Annotated in this window: 14 protein-coding genes; 6 read left to right on the plus strand and 8 right to left on the minus strand. The window is 68.2% G+C overall.

Going from position 1 to position 19,687, the window contains the following annotated elements; translation table 11 throughout:
* Positions 1 to 313 precede the first annotated feature (313 nt).
* Positions 314 to 4,198, minus strand: coding sequence for a phosphoribosylformylglycinamidine synthase (gene purL / locus AC5P6E_RS10850; protein ID WP_192810350.1), 3,885 nt, complete (start codon positions 4,196 to 4,198; stop codon positions 314 to 316).
* 804 nt (positions 4,199 to 5,002) lie between these two features.
* On the opposite strand from purL, the gene AC5P6E_RS10855 reads away from it, so the two are divergent.
* Positions 5,003 to 7,102 (plus strand): glycosyl hydrolase family 18 protein, encoded by a 2,100-nt coding sequence (locus tag AC5P6E_RS10855; protein ID WP_483698376.1) that lies wholly within the window; start codon positions 5,003 to 5,005, stop codon positions 7,100 to 7,102.
* A 119-nt stretch (positions 7,103 to 7,221) separates the two neighbouring features.
* Here the strand turns inward: AC5P6E_RS10855 and AC5P6E_RS10860 are convergent, their stop codons facing one another.
* Both AC5P6E_RS10860 and xerD read right to left on the minus strand, forming a co-directional pair.
* Positions 7,222 to 8,007 (minus strand): thioredoxin fold domain-containing protein, encoded by a 786-nt coding sequence (locus tag AC5P6E_RS10860; RefSeq protein ID WP_010480725.1) that lies wholly within the window; start codon positions 8,005 to 8,007, stop codon positions 7,222 to 7,224.
* 100 nt (positions 8,008 to 8,107) lie between these two features.
* A complete protein-coding gene (xerD, locus tag AC5P6E_RS10865; RefSeq protein ID WP_010480724.1) occupies positions 8,108 to 9,085 on the minus strand; it encodes a site-specific tyrosine recombinase XerD in 978 nt (325 codons plus the stop codon).
* A gap of 56 nt (positions 9,086 to 9,141) precedes the next feature.
* Between xerD and AC5P6E_RS10870 the strand changes: the two genes are divergently transcribed.
* Positions 9,142 to 9,633: an RDD family protein gene (locus tag AC5P6E_RS10870; protein WP_019338020.1), complete on the plus strand. Its 492-nt coding sequence runs from the start codon at positions 9,142 to 9,144 to the stop codon at positions 9,631 to 9,633.
* A gap of 92 nt (positions 9,634 to 9,725) precedes the next feature.
* On the opposite strand, the gene lptG is transcribed toward AC5P6E_RS10870, so the two are convergent.
* Entirely contained in the window at positions 9,726 to 10,832 is a 1,107-nt protein-coding gene (lptG, locus tag AC5P6E_RS10875) for an LPS export ABC transporter permease LptG (RefSeq protein ID WP_043403322.1), read from the minus strand.
* Positions 10,829 to 11,911, minus strand: coding sequence for an LPS export ABC transporter permease LptF (gene lptF / locus AC5P6E_RS10880; RefSeq protein ID WP_019338018.1), 1,083 nt, complete (start codon positions 11,909 to 11,911; stop codon positions 10,829 to 10,831). Before lptF ends, lptG begins: the two co-directional genes overlap by 4 nt.
* Positions 11,912 to 12,015: 104 nt before the next feature.
* On the opposite strand from lptF, the gene AC5P6E_RS10885 reads away from it, so the two are divergent.
* From AC5P6E_RS10885 to AC5P6E_RS10900, 4 genes are all read left to right on the plus strand, one after another.
* Positions 12,016 to 13,494, plus strand: coding sequence for a leucyl aminopeptidase (locus AC5P6E_RS10885; protein ID WP_053442497.1), 1,479 nt, complete (start codon positions 12,016 to 12,018; stop codon positions 13,492 to 13,494).
* Positions 13,495 to 13,576: 82 nt separating this feature from the next.
* Entirely contained in the window at positions 13,577 to 14,002 is a 426-nt protein-coding gene (locus AC5P6E_RS10890; protein WP_010480719.1) for a DNA polymerase III subunit chi, read from the plus strand.
* Between the two features lie 72 nt (positions 14,003 to 14,074).
* Positions 14,075 to 16,903 carry a valine--tRNA ligase gene (locus AC5P6E_RS10895; protein ID WP_495230950.1) on the plus strand — a complete coding sequence of 943 codons (2,829 nt, stop codon included), beginning with the start codon at positions 14,075 to 14,077 and terminating at the stop codon, positions 16,901 to 16,903.
* Positions 16,904 to 17,009: 106 nt separating this feature from the next.
* On the plus strand, positions 17,010 to 17,831 hold the full coding sequence (locus tag AC5P6E_RS10900) for an EamA family transporter (RefSeq protein WP_071306593.1): 822 nt from the start codon (positions 17,010 to 17,012) through the stop codon (positions 17,829 to 17,831).
* A gap of 62 nt (positions 17,832 to 17,893) precedes the next feature.
* On the opposite strand, the gene rimI is transcribed toward AC5P6E_RS10900, so the two are convergent.
* The 3 genes from rimI to pssA are packed head-to-tail and all read right to left on the minus strand — an operon-like array spanning position 17,894 to position 19,670.
* Positions 17,894 to 18,391, minus strand: a complete 498-nt coding sequence (gene rimI, locus AC5P6E_RS10905) for a ribosomal protein S18-alanine N-acetyltransferase (protein WP_010480714.1) — start codon at positions 18,389 to 18,391, stop codon at positions 17,894 to 17,896.
* Entirely contained in the window at positions 18,388 to 18,897 is a 510-nt protein-coding gene (locus AC5P6E_RS10910; protein ID WP_495230951.1) for a hypothetical protein, read from the minus strand. The genes rimI and AC5P6E_RS10910 overlap by 4 nt, the downstream gene beginning before the upstream one ends.
* Positions 18,894 to 19,670, minus strand: a complete 777-nt coding sequence (gene pssA, locus AC5P6E_RS10915; RefSeq protein ID WP_005415206.1) for a CDP-diacylglycerol--serine O-phosphatidyltransferase — start codon at positions 19,668 to 19,670, stop codon at positions 18,894 to 18,896. The genes AC5P6E_RS10910 and pssA overlap by 4 nt, the downstream gene beginning before the upstream one ends.
* Positions 19,671 to 19,687 lie beyond the last annotated feature (17 nt).

The raw sequence follows: 19,687 nt of genomic DNA on the forward strand, positions 1-19,687 counted from the left end.
CGACAGAAAACCGAGCGCGTGCGCCAACCGGTTACTGCGAAATGAATGATTCTGAAACGGGGTTCAAGTGTTAACGGCAACTTTCCAAATCGTCAAGACTTTGACACGACAAATCCTATTGCCGTGAAGCAGTTCACCCTTTCACCTGTTTATGAAAGTGTTTTGTTAGGCAAGCGTGACGAAGTTCCGCCGCATGAAAATCGATGTAACTAGCGGTCGGGACAGGAGTTTCACGCGCGCATAGAAAAACCCGCCGATCAACGGCGGGTTTTTCCGTACGCAGCGGCATTGCGGCCTGCGCAGAACGATGCGATCAGCCGCACCATACCCGCGCGTTGCGGAACATGCGCATCCACGGCGAGTCACCCTGCCACTCGGCCGGCGCCCAGCTCATGTTGAGCGCGCGCGGCGTGCGTTCCGGGTGCGGCATCATGATGGTGACGCGGCCGTCGCTGCTGGTCAGGCCGGTGATGCCGTCCGGCGAACCGTTCGGGTTCAGCGGGTACTGGCTGGCCACGTTGCCGTTGCCATCGATGTAGCGCAGCGAAACGCGAGCGGCTGCCTGGTCGACGGCATTGTCGAACAGGGCCTGGCCTTCACCATGCGCCACCGCCACCTGCAGGCGCGAACCAGCCATGCCACGCAGCAGGATCGACGGCGACTCCACCACTTCCAGCAGCGCGGTACGGGCTTCGAACTGCTCACTGGCGTTGCGGCGGAACTGCGGCCAGTGCTCGGCCCCCGGAATGATGCCCTTGAGCTGGCTCATCATCTGGCAACCGTTGCACACGCCCAGCGCGAAGCTGTCCTCGCGCGCGAAGAACGCGGCAAAGGCATCACGCAGCGCACTGCGCTCCAGGATCGAGGTGGCCCAGCCGCGGCCGGCACCCAGCACGTCGCCGTAGCTGAAGCCACCGCAGGCGACCAGGCCGGTGAAGTCCTGCAATGCCACGCGGCCTTCGATCAGGTCGCTCATATGCACGTCGAAGGCGCGGAAGCCGGCACGTTCGAAGGCGTTGGCCATTTCGATCTGGCCGTTGACGCCCTGCTCGCGCAGTACCGCCACGCGCGGACGCGCGCCGGTGCTGATGAACGGGGCGGCCACATCTTCATTGAGGTCGAAGCTGAGCTTGGGCTTCAGGCCCGGCGCAGTGAAGGCACGGGCGATCTCGCGCTCGGCATCGGCATTGGCCGGGTTGTCGCGGCGCTTCTGCATCGCGTGGGTGACCGACCACCAGGCGTCGAACAGCGCTTCCCAGCGCCATTCGGCCAGGTTCTCGCCGGCCAGCGACACGCGCACCACCGGTGCGGTGGTCGGCTTGGCGATGCGCTGTGCACACTCGATCAGTGCATGGCGCTCGACCAGGTCGGCAAAGGCGGCGCGGTCTTCGCGGGCGATCTGCACCACCGCGCCCAGCTCTTCATTGAACAGGCTGCGGAACGGATCGTCGCCCCAGGCATCGAGGGTGATGTCCAGGCCCAGCCGCGAGGTGAAGGCCATTTCGCACAGCGCGGCGAAGGCGCCGCCGTCGCTGCGGTCGTGGTAAGCCAGCAGCAGGCCGGCCTGGCGCGCATCGCGGATCAGCTCGAAGAAGCCACGCAGGCGCTGCGGGTCATCCAGGTCCGGTGCGGCGCCGGCGAAGGCCGGCAGGTCGCCGTGGTCGGCATGCACCTGCGCCAGGATCGAACCGCCCAGGCGCTGCTTGCCGGCGCCGAGGCCGATCAACCACAGCTCGCTGTCCACATCACGATCGAGCAGCGGGGTCAGCTGCTGGCGCACGTCGGCCACCGGCGCGAACGCCGAGATCACCAGCGACACCGGCGACACGCTCTTGTGCGCTTCGCCCTGGTCGTGCCACTGCGCCTGCATCGACAGCGAGTCCTTGCCGACCGGGATGCTGATGTCCAGCTGCGGGCACAGTTCCATGCCCACCGCCTTCACCGCGTCGTACAGCAGCGCGTCTTCGCCGGGGTGGCCGGCCGCGGCCATCCAGTTCGCCGACAGCTTGATCTCATCCAGCGCATCGACCGGGGCCGCGCACAGGTTGGTCAGCGCTTCGCCCACCGCCATGCGTGCCGAAGCAGCCGCATCGAGCAGGGCCAGCGGGGTGCGCTCGCCGATCGACATCGCTTCGCCGGCCACGCCGTCGAAGTCGGCCAGGGTGATCGCCACGTCGGCCACCGGCAGCTGCCACGGGCCGACCATCTGTTCGCGCGCGGTCAGGCCACCGACGCTGCGGTCACCGATGGTGACCAGGAAGTTCTTCGAAGCGACCGTCGGGTGCGCGAGCACGCGCAGGCCGGCGTCCTGCAGGTCCAGGCCGCCGGTCTTCAGCGCCGGCCAGCGCGGTGCCGGCGGGTGCGCGGTGTCGCGGTGCATCTTCGGCGGCTTGCCGAACAGCACGTCCATCGGCAGGTCGATCGGCGCATCGGCCGGGGTGTGGCCCGGCACGGCGCCGTAGGCGACCACCAGGTGCTCTTCAGCGGTGGCCACGCCAACGGCAGCGAACGGGCAGCGCTCGCGCGCGCACAGCGCGGCGAACTCGGCCAGGCGCTCCTGGGCCACGCCGAGCACGTAGCGTTCCTGCGATTCGTTGCACCACAGCTGCATCGGCGACAGCGACGGGTCATCGGTGGGCACCTTGCCCAGGTCGATGACACCACCGACGTTCGAGTCGTGCAGCAGTTCGGGGATGGCATTGGACAGGCCACCTGCACCGACGTCATGGAAGAACTTGATCGGGTTGTTGGCACCCATTGCCACGCAGCGGTCGATGACCTCCTGGCAGCGACGCTCCATTTCCGGGTTGTCGCGCTGCACGCTGGCGAAGTCCAGGTCCTCGGCGCTTTCACCGGAGGCCACCGAACTGGCGGCGCCGCCGCCCAGGCCGATCAGCATCGCCGGGCCACCGAGCACGATGACCGCATCACCGGCCTGCAGCGGGATCTTGTCAACCTGTACGCGATCGATCGCGCCGAGGCCACCGGCCAGCATGATCGGCTTGTCGTAGGCGCGGACCAGATCGGCGCCTTCCGGCAGCTCGAAGCTGCGGAAGTAGCCGAGCAGGTTCGGGCGGCCGAATTCGTTGTTGAACGCAGCGCCGCCCAGCGGGCCGTCAGTCATGATTTCCAGCGCCGGCGCCATGCGCGGGTTCAGCGCGCGCGGTGCTTCCCACGGCTGCGGCAGCTCCGGGATGCGCAGGTGCGAGACCGAGAAACCGGACAGGCCTGCCTTCGGCTTGCCGCCGCGGCCGGTTGCGCCTTCGTCGCGGATCTCGCCACCGTTGCCGGTCGATGCGCCCGGGAACGGTGCGATCGCGGTCGGGTGGTTGTGCGTTTCCACCTTGATCTGGAACGCGCTGGGCACCTGTGCTTCGCGGCGGTATTCGCCACTGGCCGGGTCCGGGCGGTAACGCGAGGCCGGATGGCCTTCAATCACCGCCGCATTGTCGCTGTACGCGCTGAGCGTGTGCTGCGGGGTCTGCTGGTGGGTGTTCTTGATCATCCGGAACAGCGAGCGGTCCTGCTCCTGGCCGTCGATGGTCCAGCTGGCGTTGAAGATCTTGTGGCGGCAGTGCTCGGAATTGGCCTGCGCGAACATCATCAGTTCGACGTCGGACGGCGCGCGGCCCAGCGCGGTGAAGCGTTCGCGCAGGTAGTCGATCTCGTCCTGGGCCATGGCCAGGCCGAGGCGCTGGTTGGCGGCCTCCAGCTGGTCCACCGGCACGCGTTCCAGTTCGCCACGGGCCGGCGCCGAGAACAGCGCCTGGCCCTGCTCCACGGTCTCCAGCACCGACTGCGTCATCGGGTCGTGCAGCGCCTTGACCAGCGCCTGCTGGGCGGCGGCATCGGCCGGCCAGCCCTGCACGTCGATGCGCAGGCCGCGCTCGACCCGGCTCACCGGCTGCCCGGCACCACGGACCAGCTCGGTGGCCTTGCTCGACCACGGCGACAGCGTGCCCAGGCGCGGCACCACGATGCGGCTGACCGCGCCTTCGGCCAGGGCCTCGGCCTGCGGCGCCGCTTCGAGGATGCGGCACAGCGTGGTCAGGTCGGGGGCGGCGCTGCCTTCGGGCTGCACGAAGTAGACGTGCCAGGCACCGCTGATGCGCAGGGAGGGAGCGATGGACTGCAGGCGGGATTCAAGACGTTCGCGGCGGAACGGCGACAGGGCGGGCGCGCCCTCGAGGACCATCATGTCCGGGGAACCGTAGTTGGGAAACGGGCCCGACATTGTACCGGAAGCGGGGGAAGGGCTCTGCCGGGCGGCGCCCGGCACCCGCCGAGGCCAGGGCAACGGCAACGGCCAGAGCAAAAGCTGGCTTCCCGTGGGATGGCGGGGTGGGTCCGGTGGCGGGGGACGCCGTAAACCCGTCCATGGGGGCTTGGCCGCGGCATCCATGCCGCGGACACCCCCGCCACCGGACCCACCCCGCCTTCGACAGATTTCTGCGATCTGCGGTAGATCCACGCCAAGCGTGGATGTTCCCGGTAGTGCCGGCCGCTGGCCGGCAACCAGAGGAAGTCAGAAATCAGGCATTGAAGAGCGAAGCGACCGGCTTTTGATTTTGATTTTCTGTTCTGTCTTTCGTGGCTGGGCCGCGCAGGAACCTGTCAGGGGTCGGGCGGGTGGGCATCGCGGGGGTGTCCGCGGCATGGATGCCGCGGCCAAGCCCCCATGGACGGGTTTACGGCGTCCCCCGCGATGCCCACCCGCCCGGCCAAACCCTTGAATTCGCGTGCCGACCAACCACGAGGGGCTCCGCCGATGGCCGCCGGCCGCGCGCAGCGCCGCTCTCCGCCCGATTCCCGGAACCATGCGCTTGCTCACGGATTGACCACACGATTGATGACAACGTTGTCCCTACCTGGCGCCGGACTCTCTCCCCGGCCTCCCAGGTACTTCCGTCCGGCCCCTCCGTCGCCTTCCCGGGCGACGCCCGGACCTGCGTCACGCGCGGCGCCATCGGGGCCCGCGCGCCCTTTGATCGGAGACTTACCCATGTACGACCCGATTGTGCGCAGTGCCGAACGTGCGACCCGAAGCTGTCGTCCCCACCGCCTGGCCTGGCTGCTTGCCCTGGCCGCCGGTGCCGCCGCCCTGCCCGGCCTGGCGCAGGCCGCCAGTTGTGCCGGGGTGGCCCAATGGGACCAGGCCAAGATCTACCGGGCCGGCGATACCCTGCAGAAAGGAGGCGTCCTCTATCGGGCGAACCAGGACATCTGGAACGCGCCGCCGGACCATCCGGCCGGTGCGCCCTACTACACCAACCTCGGCGCCTGCGATGGCAGCGGCGCCAACCAGCCGCCGGTGGTCAGCCTGACCTCGCCGGCCAACGGCGCCACCTTCAGTGCCGGCAGCACGGTCAACGTGACTGCCAACGCCAGTGATCCGGACGGCAGCGTCGCCAAGGTCGAGTTCTTCCGCGATGGCAGCACGCTGGGCGTGGCCACCAGTGCGCCGTACGCGGCCAGCTGGGCCAATGCCAGCGCCGGCAGCCACACCCTGCGCGCGGTGGCCACTGATAACAACAACGCCACCAGCAGCACCGCGACCATCACCATCACCGTCAACGCCGCCGGTGGCGATACCACCGCACCGAGCGTGCCGGGCGGGCTGGCGGTCGGTACGCGCACCGCCAACAGCATCGCGCTCAGCTGGAGCCCGTCCACCGACAACACCGGCGGCAGCGGCGTGGCCGGCTACGACGTGTACCGCAACGGCAGCCTGGTCGGTTCACCGTCCAGTGCCAGCTATGTCGACGGCGGGCTGACTGCCTCCACCACCTACCGCTACCGCGTGCGCGCCCGCGACAACGCCGGCAACGCGTCGGCACAGGGCACCGAGATCAGCGCCACCACGCTGGCCGGTGACGGTGGCACCACCGTCAAGCGGGTCATCGGCTACTTCACCCAGTGGGGCATCTACGGCCGCAACTACCGGGTCAAGAACATCGACAGCAGCGGCTCGGCCGCACGCCTGACCCACATCAACTACGCGTTCGGCAACGTGCGCAACAACCGCTGCGAAGTGGGCATCACCCAGCCGTCGGATCCGAACAGCGGTGCCGGTGGCGACGCCTTCGCCGACTACACCAAGGCCTTCAGTGCCGCCGAGAGTGTCAGCGGCAGCGCCGATACCTGGGACCAGCCGCTGCGCGGCAACTGGAACCAGCTCAAGCAGCTCAAGGCCAAGTACCCGGGCATGAAGGTGCTGATCTCGCTGGGTGGCTGGACCTGGTCGCGCGGCTTCTCCAGCGCGGCGCGCCCGGAAAACCGCCAGGCCTTTGTCGCCTCGTGCATCGACGCCTACATCAAGGGCAACCTGCCGGTAACCGACGGTGCCGGTGGCGCCGGTGCCGCGCTGGGCGTGTTCGACGGCATCGACATCGACTGGGAATACCCGGTGGCCTGCGGCATCGAATGCGGCAAGCCGGAAGACAACGCCAACTTCACCGCACTGATGGCCGAGTTCCGCCGCCAGCTCGATGCGGTGCGTCCGGGCCTGTTGCTGACGGTGGCGGTGGGCGCCGGCATCGACAAGATCCGCGTCACCGATCCGGCCGCGTACCACCCGTACCTGGACTACATCAACGTGATGACCTACGACTTCCACGGTGCGTGGGATGCGAAGACCAATCACCAGTCGGCGCTGTTTGATTCGCCGAATGATCCGTCCACCGGCGACCAGAAGCTGTACAACAGCAACGACGCCATCGAGGCCTTCATCAGCCGAGGCGTTCCCGCCGCCAAGCTCAACCTGGGCATCGGCTACTACGGGCGCGGCTGGACCGGTGTGGCCAACGCCAACAACGGCCTGTACCAGAGCGCCACCGGTGCGGCGCCCGGCACGTATGAAGCCGGCATCGAAGACTGGAAGGTGCTGAAGAACCTGGCGTGGCAGGGCTACACCGACAATACCGCCGGTGCCACCTGGATCTACAACGGCAGCACGCTGTGGAGCTTCGACACCCCGGCCAACATCACCCGCAAGATGGGCTACGTGAAGACCCAGGGCCTGGGCGGCGCGTTCGTCTGGGAGTTCAGTGGTGACGATGCACAGGGCACGCTGACCAAGGCGGTCAGTGATGGCCTGAAATAAGAAAAAAGCCGGGGGCGCAACGCGTCCCCGGCCCCTGACCTGTAGAGCCGAGCCCATGCTCGGCTGATGTTGCCGGAGCCGAGCACGGGCTCGGCTCTACAGCGAATGACATGCGACGATCAGCGCTTGGCCGACAGCTTTTCCAGCGCCGCGCGCAGCTGCGCCGGCGGCAGGTAACCGCCCAGCTGGGTACCGTCCGGCGCGAAGATCGCCGGCGTCCCGTTCACGCCCAGCTGCTGGCCCAGTGCGTACTGCATCGCCACCGGGTTGGTGCAGTTCTTGGCCGGCACATTGCCACCGCGCTTGGCATTGGTCAGCGCCTGGCGGCGATCCGCTGCACACCAGACCGAGATCATGTCGGTGTAGTCCTTGCTGCCCAGCCCCATGCGCGGGAACGCCAGGTACTCGACGGTGATGCCGTTGCGGTTGAGCTCGGCGATGTCCTGGTGCAGCTTGCGGCAGTAGCCACACTCGATGTCGGTGAACACGCTGATGGTGTACTTGGCATTCGGCGCGGCGAACACGATGCGGTCGCCATGGTTGGCCTTGGCCAGCAGATCGCGGCGGTAGCCGAGCAGGCCTTCGCTGTTGGCCGGGCCCTTGGCGCGGGTGTCGTAGGGCTGCGACTGGAACAGGTAGCGGCCATCATCGGACACGTACAGCAGCTGGCCGGACACGACGACCTCACGGAAGCCGGGGAACGGTGCAGCACCGATGTAGTCCACCTGGAAACCGGGGTTCAGCGCGGTCAGCGCGGCGCGCACGGCCTGATCGGCCGACGCGTTGGCGGCCGGGCTGGCCTTGGCCGCAGCGGTGGCGGGTGCCTTGGCAGCTGGCGGGGCCGGCTGGGCGCAGGCGGTCAGGCTGAGCGCACCGAACACGGCGGCGATGGCAAATCGGAGCATGGAGCGGTCCGCGGCAGAAGAAGACCCCGGATTCTGACACAGCTGCCGCGACCGGGCCGCGACACCGCCCGACGCTTGAGGCCGGGGTTCAGGCCTGCGCTCAGCCGCGCGGATGGTGGCGTGCGTGCAGCTTCTGCAGGTGTTCGCGGGCCACCAGGGTGTAGATCTGGGTGGTCGACAGCGAGCTGTGGCCGAGCAGCATCTGCAGCGCGCGCAGGTCGGCACCGCGGTTGAGCAGATGCGTGGCAAAGCTGTGCCGCAGGCCATGCGGGCTGATCCGCGCCGGATCGATGCCGGCCACCTGGGCGTGGCGCTTGACCAGATGCCAGAACGCCTGGCGGGTCAGCGCATGCAGCGTCGGCTCGACGAACAACGGTGTCTGCCCGTCTGCCAACGCGTGCACCTTGCCCTTGCCGACCAGCAGCGGGCGCGACTGCTGCAGGTAACGCTCCAGCCAGTGCTGCGACTCCTCACCCAGCGGCACCAGCCGTTCCTTGCTGCCCTTGCCGGTCACCCGCAGCACGCCCTGGCGCAGGTTGACCGCGGTGGCGGGCAGCAGCACCAGCTCGCTCACGCGCAGGCCGGCGGCATACATCAGCTCCAGCATGGCCCGATCGCGCAGGCCCAGCGGGCTGTCGACATCCGGTGCTGCCAACAGCGCGTCGATCTGGCTCTCGGCCAGCGCCTTGGGCAGCAATCGTGGCAGCTTGGGCGGATCCAGCAGCGCGCTGGGATCCTCGCTGCGTTCGCCGCGGCGCACGCCATCGGCGAAGAACGCCCGCAGCGCCGACAGCAACCGCGCATTGCTGCGCGGTGACCAGCCATGGCGGGTACGCCAAGCCAGATAGTCGAACAGGCCGGGACGCTCGATGCCGGCCAGGCCACCATCGCGCCCGTCCATCCAGCGTGCCAGCCCTTCCAGGTCGCGCCGGTAGCTGTCGAGGGTGGCGCGGGCCAGGCCGTTCTCGGCCCAGATCGCATCGAGGAAGCGCTGGATGCGCACGCTGTCATCGGCGCGCAGCTCGGGCAGTTGCTGCACCAGCTGGCGGCGCTCGGCGGGGGTGGAAACAGAGGCCATGCGTGCAGGATACGAGGGCCACTGCGGATGCGGCCAGCATTGCGTATGCTCGGCGCATGTCCCGCCCCGTCATTGATACGGCCCCTGCGGCTGCTACAGAGCTGCCCCGCCCGCGCGCATTGCTGCTGTGGCGCGCGCTGGCGATGGTCTACGACGCGCTGCCGGTGCTGGCGCTGTGGATGCTGGCCGGCACCCTGTTCACCCTTGCCTACACCTTCAGCGGCCATGCCCAGCGCGAGAACATCGCGCCGTTCAGTGCTTGGCAGTGGCTGCTGTGGGCGGTGTGCTGGGCGATCACGGGGTGGTACGCGACGGCAAGCTGGCGCCGCGGCGGGCAGACGCTGGGCATGCGGCCGTGGCGGCTGAAACTGCACGCCAGCGATGGCGCGCCGCTGCGGCGCAGCCAGCTGTGGCTGCGCTTCGCCGTGGGCACGCTGTCCCTGCTGCTGGGTGGACTGGGATTCTGGTGGGCGTGGGTCGATCGCGGACGCCTGACCTGGCATGACCGCGCCAGCGGTACCCGCCTGGTGCGGATGCCGAAACGGTAAGGCGCTGTCTGTAGAGCCGAGCCCGTGCTCGGCTGCTTTCCGCACTGTACGTGACAGCCGAGAGCACAGGCTCGGCTCTACAACAACCAGAATCAGCCCGACTTGCGCCGGAACAGCAGTCCTGACACCGCCAGCATCACGATCGGCGGCAGCGCATAGGCAATGCGGTAATCGAACTTCAACGCGCCGGCCATGCGCCCGAAGAACAGCTGCAGCAGCCAGAAGCCCAGCGCGAACAGGATGCCCAGGAACAGGCGCTTGCCCATGCCGCCGCTGCGCAGCGAACCGAACGCGAACGGCACCGCCGCCAGGCATAGCGCCAGCACGTTCACCGGGTAGAACCAGCGGCTCCAGTACACATCCTCGAAGTCGCGCGCATCCAGCCCGTTGCGCTGGCGATAGGCGATGCTGGTACTCAGTTCGGCCACGCTGAGGTTGCGCGGCTTGGCGATGCCGGTGGCCAGCGCCGCCGGATCCAGCGAAGAATTCCACGCTTCGCGCGCCACTTCCTCACGCGTGGCCGAGCGTTCACCAAAGGTGTCCCGGCGCACGCCCGTCAATACCCAGCCATCCTTGTCATGCTCGACGGTGGCAGCATGGGTCAGCGAGGCGATCCGGCCGTCTTCAGCGATGTGATACAGGCGCACGTCGCGCAGGATCAGGCGCGTGCCCTTGTCGCCAACCAGCTGCTCCTCGCCACTCTGCGCATTGAGGAAGGTATCGCCCTCGCGTGCCCACAGGCCCGAATAACGGCTGGTGGCGATATCCCGCCCCCACTTGGCACTGGACTTCAACGCATCGGCACGGTCCTGGCCCCAGGGGCCCAGGGTCTCGGCGCTGAGCACCATCACCGCGGTCAGCAGCGACAGCGCGATCGCCACTGAAACGCTCAGGCGCTTGCGCGACAGCCCCAGTGCACGCAGCGCGGTCAGCTCCGAGGTCGCCGCCAGCTGGCCCAGGCCCATCAGTGCGCCGATCACCGCGGCGGTGGGGAACATGGTGTAGGCGCGGCGTGGCACCGTATACAGCACCCAGGCGGCGGCATGGCCCAGGGTGTAGCCGTTCTTGCCGATGTCCTTGAACTCGCCGGAGAACGCCATCACCACGTCCAGACCGACCAGTACGGCCCACGTCAGCAACACGGTGGTGAACACCGACCGGCCCAGGTACAGGTCGAAACGCATCGGGCGCAGCCTCATGCGCGGGCTCCCTTCGGGCGGCCCAGGCGGCCATCACGTGCATACATCCAGATGGCCAGCGCCAGCAGCGGCAGGGTCAACCACCACAGGCCGAGCGCAGCGGGGATCTTGCCGTTGGCGATCCAGCCGCTGCCGATGAACATCAGGTTGGTGCCGACCATGTAGGCCATCAGCGCCAGCATCATGCGGCCGTAGCGCTGCTGGCGCGGCGAGCTGCGGCCCAGCGGCACGGTCAGCAGGGCGAACGCCAGCGCGATCAGCGGCGGGGCCAGGCGGCGGTGCAGCTGCGCCTGTGCCTGCGGACGCTCATCGCCGATCAGCTGCAGGGTCGGCATCAGTTCCGGGTCATCCTCGGTGCGGGTCTGCGCGCCATCGGGCAGGGCCACGTCATTGCGGGCGAAGGTCGCCAGGCGGTAGTCCAGCGCACCGGCCACCGGCCCTTCCACCTGGTGGCCGTCATCCAGCTCCAGGAAGCGCTGGCGGGTACCCTCGAAGAACATGCGACCGCCATTGGCCGACACCACCTCCAGGCGGTCATCCTTCTGGCGCTGCAGAAACACTTTGCCCAGCTGGGTGCCATCGGGCGAGATCGAGGACAGGTAGACCACGCCGCCATTGGGCAGCGGGGTGAAGCGGCCCGGCTCCAGGCCGGCCATCAGCACGCTGCGGTTGGCCTCGATGATCATCTGCTCGGCCACCCGGCCGGCCCAGGGGCCCAGCCACAGCGAGCAGGTGCCGACCAGCACCACCACCGGCACCACCAGCATCAACAGCGGCCGCAGCAGGCGCTTGGGGCCCACGCCAATGGCGGTGATGACCGCCATTTCCGAATCGCGGTACAGGCGGGCGATGGCCAGCAGCAGGCCCAGCATCAGTGCCAGCGGCAGGATCAGCGGCAGGTAGGCGATGAACTGCAGGCCCAGCTGCGAGAACAGCAGCTTGGCCGGCAGCCGCCCGTCGGCGATGTTGCCGAGGATGTCCACCAGCACGCCGCCCACGCTGACCACCAGCAGGACGATCAGGGTAGCCAGGAAACTCTGGACGAAATCGCCCAGCAGGTATCGGTCGAGCTTCAGCATGGGGCGGTGGTTTAAACTCTGGGGTTCGTTCGCGGTGCCGCCCAGTCTACTGTCTGGGCGTAAACGGCCTGCGATTGTACGGACTCGCCAATGGAATCTGCTCAATGGCCCTCGAATTCACCCTGAACCACGTTGCTCCGGCCGCCGCCACCGTTGATTGCCTGGTGGTCGGCGCGTATGCCGACCATACCCTGACCCCGGCCGCACAGGCCCTGGACGCCGCCAGCGGTGGCCGCCTGGCCGCCCTGGCCCAGCGCGGCGACCTGTCCGGCAAGACCGGCGCCACCACCCTGCTGCATGACCTGCCGGGCGTGACCGCCCCGCGCGTGCTGGTGGTCGGCCTGGGCGAAGTCGCCCGTTTCGGCGTGCCGCAGTACCTGAAGGCCGTCGGCGACGCCGTGCGCGCGCTGAAGGCCGGTGCTGCCCGCAGCGCACTGTTCACCCTGTCCGAAGTGGCCATCAAGGACCGCGACGCGGCCTGGGCGATCCGCCAGGCGGTGATCGCCGCCGATCACGCCGCCTACCGCTACACCGCCACCCTGGGCAAGAAGAAGGCCGACGACGCCGGCCTGGCCCAGCTGGCCATCGCCGGTGACGACGCGCAGGCCCTGGCCCAGGGCCAGGCCATCGCCGCCGGTGTCGAGTTCGCCCGCGAGCTGGGCAACCTGCCGCCGAACTACTGCACCCCGGCCTACCTGGCCGAGGTGGGCGTGAAGTTCGCCGGCGAGCATGACGGTGCCGAAGCCGAGATCCTCGACGAGCACCAGATGGAAGCGCTGGGCATGGGTTCGCTGCTGGCCGTGGCCCGTGGTTCGGCCAACCGCCCGCGCCTGGTGGTGCTGAAGTGGACCGGTGCTGGCGACGCCAAGCCCTATGTACTGGTCGGCAAGGGCATCACCTTCGATACCGGTGGCGTCAACCTGAAGACCCAGGGCGGCATCGAAGAAATGAAGTACGACATGTGCGGTGGCGCCAACGTCATCGGCACCTTCGTCGCTGCGGTCAAGGCCAAGCTGCCGCTGAACCTGGTGGTGGTGGTGCCGGCGGTGGAAAACGCCATCGACGGCAACGCCTACCGTCCGTCCGACGTGATCACCTCGATGTCGGGCAAGACCATCGAAGTGGGCAACACCGACGCCGAAGGCCGCCTGATCCTGTGCGACGCGCTGACTTACGCGCAGCGCTTCGAGCCGGCCGCGCTGGTCGACGTGGCCACCCTGACCGGTGCCTGCATGGTCGCCCTGGGCCACCAGACCGCCGGCCTGATGAGCAAGCACGACGACCTGGCCAACGAGCTGCTGGCCGCCGGCGAGCACGTGTTCGACCGCGCCTGGCGCCTGCCGCTGTGGGACGAGTACCAGCCGATGCTGGATTCGACCTTCGCCGACGTCTACAACATCGGCGGCCGCTGGGCCGGCGCGATCACCGCTGGCTGCTTCCTGTCGCGCTTCACCGAAGGCCAGCGCTGGGCCCACCTGGACATCGCCGGCGTGGCCAGCGATGAAGGCAAGCGTGGCATGGCCACCGGCCGCCCGGTCGGCCTGCTGAGCCAGTGGCTGCTGGACCAGGCCGCCCGCGCCTGATGCCGTACCCGACCCTGGCTGGCGCCCGCCGGCCGGGGCCTCGCCCGGCACCGCCGGAACCCTGCCTGACCCGGACCCTGCCATGCCCCGCGCCGACTTCTACCTGATCGCCAAGCCCCGTTTCCTGACCGAGCCGTTGCGCCTGGTCTGCGAACTGGCGCGCAAGGCCAACGACGCCGGGTTGTTCACCCTGGTACTGGCCCGCGACCAGGCCCAGGCCGAGGAGCTGGACGAGCTGCTGTGGGCGTTCGACAACGATGCCTACATCCCGCACCAGATCGCCGGCGAGGACATGGACGAGGAAGAGGCGCTGGTGCTGATCGCCGTACCCGGCACCGGGGCACCGGCGCGTCCGCTGGTGATCAACCTGCGTGATGAGCCCTGGCTGGGCGAGTGCGAGCGCGTGCTGGAAGTGGTTCCGGCCGACCCGGAAGCACGCGAACCGCTGCGCGAACGCTGGCGCCAGTACAAGGCCGCCGGTTACGACCTGAACAAGCACGACATGTAAGCGCGCCCCGGCCCCCTTGATGGGCCGCCGCCGCGCCCTGATCCTTCAACGATTACCTCCTGGTTCCCCCGCATGACCCAACTCGCCTCCAGCTACGACCCGAAGTCCTTCGAGACCGACCTCTACGAGGCCTGGGAGAAGGCCGGCCACTTCAAGCCGTCCGGCACGGGCGAGCCGTACACCATCCTGCTGCCGCCGCCGAACGTAACCGGCACCCTGCACATGGGCCATGCGTTCCAGCAGACCCTGATGGATGCGCTGGTGCGCTACCACCGCATGCGTGGCTACGACACGCTGTGGCAGGTCGGTACCGACCATGCCGGCATTGCCACCGAAATGGTGGTCAGCCGCAACCTGGCGCTGGAAGGCAAGGGCGAGACCCGCGATTCGCTGGGCCGCGAGGGCTTCATCGGCAAGGTCTGGGAGTGGAAGCAGCAGTCCGGCGACACCATCGAGCGCCAGATGCGCCGCCTCGGCACCTCCGCCGACTGGTCGCGCAGCACCTTCACCATGGACCCGCAGCCGTCGGCCGCCGTCAACGAAGCCTTCGTGCGCTGGTACGAGCAGGGCCTGATCTACCGTGGCCAGCGCCTGGTCAACTGGGACCCGGTGCTGAAGACCGCCATTTCCGACCTGGAAGTGGAGAGCGCCGAGGAAGACGGCTTCCTGTGGTCGATCGCCTACACGCTGGATGAAGGCCTGAGCTACGAGCACGTCGAGCGCGATGCCGACGGCGTGGAAACCCTGCGCGAAACCCGCGACTACCTGGTGGTCGCCACCACGCGCCCGGAAACCCTGCTGGGTGATACGGCGGTGATGGTGCATCCGGAAGACAAGCGCTATGCGCACCTGATCGGCAAGCAGGTGGTGCTGCCGTTGACCGGCCGCCGCGTGCCGGTGATCGCCGACGATTACGTGGACCGTGCGTTCGGCACCGGCGTGGTCAAGGTCACGCCGGCGCATGATTTCAACGACTATGAAGTGGGCGTGCGCCACAGCCTGCCGATGATCAACCTGTTCACCCCGGTGGCGGCGCTGAATGAAAACGCACCCGAACGCTTCCAGGGCCTGGACCGCTACGCCGCGCGCAAGGCCGTGCTGGCCGAGCTGGAAGACCTGGGCATCCTGGTCGAGACCAAGGCGCACAAGCTGCAGGTGCCGCGCGGTGATCGCACCGGCCAGGTGATCGAGCCGTACCTGACCGACCAGTGGTTCGTGAAGATGGACGACCTGGCCAAGCGTGGCCTGGAACTGGTCGAGGACGGAAGCATCGCCTTCGTTCCGCCGAACTGGATCAACACTTACCGCCACTGGATGAACAACATCCAGGACTGGTGCATCAGCCGCCAGCTGTGGTGGGGCCACCGCATTCCGGCGTGGTTCGACGCCGCCACCGGCAACTGCTACGTCGGTCGCAGCGAAGACGAAGTGCGCGCGAAGAACAACCTCGGCAGCGACGTGGTGCTGAACCAGGAAAGCGACGTGCTGGAGACCTGGTTCTCCTCGCAGCTGTGGCCATTCTCCACCCTGGGCTGGCCGAACGAACAGGCGATGGCCGAGCGCGGCTTCGACCGCTACCTGCCGTCGTCGGTGCTGATCACCGGCTTCGACATCATCTTCTTCTGGGTGGCGCGCATGATCATGGCCACCGACAACCTGGTCGGGAAGATCCCGTTCAAGGACGTCTACTTCACCGGCCTGATCCGCGACGGCCAGGGCCAGAAGATGTCCAAGAGCAAGGGCAACGTGCTCGACCCGCTGGACATCATCGACGGCATCACCATCGACGACCTGGTCGCCAAGCGTACCGGCGGCCTGATGCAGCCGAAGATGGTGGAGAAGATCGAAAAGGCCACCCGCAAGGAATTCCCGGACGGCATTGCTGCCCACGGTGCCGATGCGCTGCGCTTCACCATCGCCGCGCTGGCCACCCACGGCCGCGACATCAAGTTCGACATGAACCGCGCCGAGGGCTACAAGAACTTCTGCAACAAGCTGTGGAATGCCAGCCGCTTCGCGCTGATGAACACTGAAGGTGCCGCGTTCACCGGCGTGCCCAAGCCGCGCACCGATGCCGAGCGCTGGATCCTCGCGCGCCTGGCCGCCACCACTGCCGAAGCGCAGGGCCATTTCGCCGCCTACCGCTTCGATCTGCTGGCACAGTGCCTGTACGAGTTCGCCTGGAACGCGTTCTGCGACTGGTTCCTGGAACTGAGCAAGCCGGCCCTGAACGGTGCCGACGGCGCCGATGCCGAAAGCACCCGCCACACCCTGCTGTACGTGCTGGAAGCGCTGCTGCGCCTGCTGCACCCGCTCACGCCGTTCATCACCGAACAGCTGTGGCAGCAGCTGGCCCCGCGCCTGGGCCTGGCCGAAACCACGCTGTCGCTGCGCCCGTACCCGACCGCGGCCGAGTTCGAGGGCGATTTTGCCCAGGCCGAGGCCGACGTGGAATGGCTGAAGGCGGTGATCAGTGCGGTGCGTCGCGTGCGCAGCGAATTGAACGTCGCCCCGTCCAAGCTGGTGCCGCTGCGCCTGCAGGCCGGCCTGGAACAGGACCGCGTGCGCATCGAACGCTTCAGCGCTTCGCTGTCGTTCCTGCTGAAGCTGGACAGCATCCAGTGGCTGGCCGAAGGCGAAAGCGCACCGCCGGCTGCCGCTGCGATCGTGGGCGAGCTGAAGCTGCTGGTGCCGCTGGAAGGCCTGGTCGATCTCGACGCCGAGCGCGTGCGCCTGGACAAGGAAATCGCCCGCGTCGAAGCCGAAAAGGAAAAGAGCGAGACCAAGCTGGCCAGGTTCACCGACAAGGTGCCACCGGCGGTGGTCGAGCAGGAACGCGTGCGCCTGGTCGACTGGAACACCCAGCTGGCCGGCCTGCGCGAGCAGCGCGCGAAGCTGTAAGCACCATGCTGGTGGGTGCGGACCTCGGTCCGCACTGAGCGATGTGCCAACCAAGGTTGGCACCCACCAAACCCGGAACATTTTCCCGACATGGCATCATCGCCCGATGCCTCTGCCCATTTTCCTGCTGGTCCTCGCGGCCGCGGCCCTGCATGCCAGCTGGAATGCGATCGTCAAGCGCGGACCAGACAAATTCCTCGGCACCGTGCTGGTCACGGGCAGCGCCGCACTGCTGTCGGCGGCCGCCCTGCCCTTCCTGCCGTTCCCGGCCGCGCACTGCTTGCCGTGGCTGGGTGCGTCGGTGCTGTTGCAGGTGACGTACTACAGCCTGGTCGCACGCTGCTACCAGCAGGTCGACATGAGCCTGGCCTATCCCCTGATGCGTGGCAGCGCGCCGATCCTGGTTGCGCTGGCCGGCACCCTGCTGGGCGAACAATTGCCAGCTGCCGCGTGGCTGGGCGTGGTGCTGGTGAGCACCGGCATCCTGTGCATGGCACTGGGTGCGCGTGGCGGCCAACTGCGCTTGCCACTGCTGACCGCGGCGATGATCGCCACCTACACCCTGGTCGACGCGCAGGGTGCGCGCCAGTCCGGCAGTGCGCTCAGCTACACGCTGTGGCTGTTCCTGCTGTCGGGCATTCCCCTGCCATTGTGGGCGCTGTACACCCGGCGCGGCGCGGTGCTGGACTATGCGCGGCAGCATTGGCCTCTCGGTCTGGCCGGCGGCGTCGGCACCACGGCGTCCTATGCGATGGCGTTGTGGGCGATGACCCAGGCGCCGGTGGCGATGGTCTCCGCGCTGCGTGAGTCTTCGATCCTGTTCGCGCTGCTGATCTCGGTGTTCCTGCTGCGCGAGCGCATTCCGCGTGCGCGCTGGCTGGCGGCGGCGCTCATCGTAGGCGGTGTATTGGCACTGCGGTTGGCGTGAGCAATGCGTGCCAACCAAGGTTGGCACCTACCACGGCAGGTCTGGCCGCCAACCCTTCCCGGTTACAGCGGCGGCATCGCCTGCAGGTCGCCGTCGACCAGTTCGATCGCCATCACCACCGCGTCTTCGCGGCCCTGTGCGGCCGGGTAGTAACGCGGGCGGCGGCCGATCTCGTTGAAGCCTTCGCTGTGGTACAGCGCCAGCGCCGGCGTGTTGGACGGACGCACTTCCAGGAACACCCGCTGCGCGCCACGGTCGCCGGCCAGCTGCACCAGCGCCCGCAGCAGTTGCCGCCCGAGGCCACGCGACTGCGTGAACGGGTCGATGCAGATGTTCAGCACATGGGCCTCGTCGGCGGCGATGCTGAGCACGCCGTAGCCGATCAGCTGGCCATCGCGCTCCATCGCCAGGCCGGGATAACCGGCACGCAGGCAGTCAACGAAGATGCCGCGGGTCCAGGGAAACGGATAGCCGCGTACTTCAATCGCCATCACCGCGTTGAGGTCGCTCTCGCGCAGCGCACGCAGGCTGACCGGACCGGGCTGGCTGACCGCACTCATGGCGTGCCCCGCTTGCGCAGGGTGCGCAGCTGCGGCCACAGCGCGCGCTTGGCGGCCGGGTCCTGGCGCAACTGGTCCAGCGGCCAGCTGTCCATCAGCGCCTGCGTGGCCGGATCGTTGGGGTTGCAGCCGGACGCGCGCAGCAAGGCGATCTGCAGGCGATCCGGCAGCCGCACCACCGGCTGCCGGGCATTGCCGCCGGGCAGCGGGCGGGCAGCGGCGGGCGCGGTGTCCGGTGCGCTGACCGGGGTCTCGCGACGCGGGGGTGCCGGACGCTCCTGGCGGGAAACGGGTGTGGCCGCAGCCAGAGGCTCACGCGCGGGTGCGGTGGATGCCCGCGCCTGCTCCGCCGCTGGCGCGGCAGCCGTCTCGGCTTGGGCCACGCTCAGCTGCAGCGCGGCATCCAGTTCCGCGGCCAACTGGCCGTCGTGGTAGACGGTGTAGCCCATGGCCTGCAGCCAGGCCTGCTGGGCCGGTGACCACAGCACGGGCAGGTCCTGGCTCACGCGGCCTCGGGCTTCTTGCGCAGGCGCTGCACGGCCCACATCACCGGGCCGGACAAGGCGTACAGGATGCCCACCGCGAACAGCACGCGCGGCAGGTCGATCACCGCGATGGCGATGGCCACCGGCACCAGGGCGAGCACCAGGAACGGCACGCGATCCGAACGGGTGCCCTTGGCAGCGCCGCCCTTGAAGCTCCAGAAGCGGATACGGCTGACCATCAGCAGCGCCGCGATGATCGTCACCGCCAGCGCCACGTAGCGCAGCTGGTTGCCGTCCCAGCCCAGGTTGCCATCGGCAAACGCCCAGACGAAGGACATCATCAGGCCCGCTGCGGCCGGGCTGGCCAGGCCAACGAACCAGCGCTTGTCGACCACCGCCACCTGGGTGTTGAAGCGGGCCAGGCGCAGTGCCGCGCAGGCCGCATACAGGAAGGCCACGGCCCAGCCGACGCGGCCGAGCAGCGGATCATCGAACTTCAGCCATGACAGCGACCAGTGGTACATCACCAGCGCCGGGGCCATGCCGAAGCTGACCAGATCGGCCAGCGAGTCGTACTGCACGCCGAATTCACTGCTGGTGCCGGTCAGGCGCGCCACGCGCCCATCCAGGCCATCCATCACCGCTGCCACGAACACGGCGATGCTGGCGTTGACGAAGTCCCCGTTGGCCGCGGCGATGATCGCGTAGAAGCCGGCAAACAGGCCGGCGGTGGTGAACAGGTTGGGCAGCAGGTAAATCGTGCGCGAACGCGGCGGCGGTGTGATCGGGTCCATGGAATCCAGTTTAATCG

It is taken from the genome of Stenotrophomonas sp. YJH_SMC_16 (assembly GCF_059367875.1).